The sequence below is a fragment of the Photobacterium obscurum genome (genome assembly GCF_026191635.1).
Classification (GTDB): Bacteria; Pseudomonadota; Gammaproteobacteria; order Enterobacterales; family Vibrionaceae; genus Photobacterium; species Photobacterium obscurum.
This window is the reverse complement of record NZ_JAKRRW010000060.1, coordinates 1-745: the sequence shown is the minus strand read 5'-3', so window position 1 is coordinate 745 and position 745 is coordinate 1. Positions and strand designations below refer to the sequence as shown.

Below are 745 nucleotides of genomic sequence, written 5' to 3'. Positions count from 1 at the left end.
GTTCTCGCGCTTACATTCAAGCGTTCGTGGAGTCCAAAAAACCCCTTGGGTGTTGTATGGTTAAGCCTCACGGGCAATTAGTACAGGTTAGCTCAACGCCTCACAGCGCTTACACACCCTGCCTATCTACGTCGTAGTCTCCAACAACCCTTTAGGATACTTAAAGTATCAGGGATGACTCATCTCAGGGCTCGCTTCCCGCTTAGATGCTTTCAGCGGTTATCGATTCCGAACTTAGCTACCGGGCAATGCTACTGGCGTAACAACCCGAACACCAGAGGTTCGTCCACTCCGGTCCTCTCGTACTAGGAGCAGCCCCCTTCAATCATCCAACGCCCACGGCAGATAGGGACCGAACTGTCTCACGACGTTCTAAACCCAGCTCGCGTACCACTTTAAATGGCGAACAGCCATACCCTTGGGACCGACTTCAGCCCCAGGATGTGATGAGCCGACATCGAGGTGCCAAACACCGCCGTCGATATGAACTCTTGGGCGGTATCAGCCTGTTATCCCCGGAGTACCTTTTATCCGTTGAGCGATGGCCCTTCCATTCAGAACCACCGGATCACTATGACCTGCTTTCGCACCTGCTCGACTTGTCAGTCTCGCAGTCAAGCGGGCTTATGCCATTGCACTAACCTCACGATGTCCGACCGTGATTAGCCCACCTTCGTGCTCCTCCGTTACTCTTTGGGAGGAGACCGCCCCAGTCAAACTACCCACCAGGCACTGTCCGCACCCC

General features: G+C 54.4%; 1 rRNA gene. It reads right to left on the bottom strand.

Annotated features, from left to right (window positions below):
* Positions 1–56 precede the first annotated feature (56 nt).
* Positions 57–745, bottom strand: a 23S ribosomal RNA gene (locus MD588_RS25890); the annotation flags it as partial.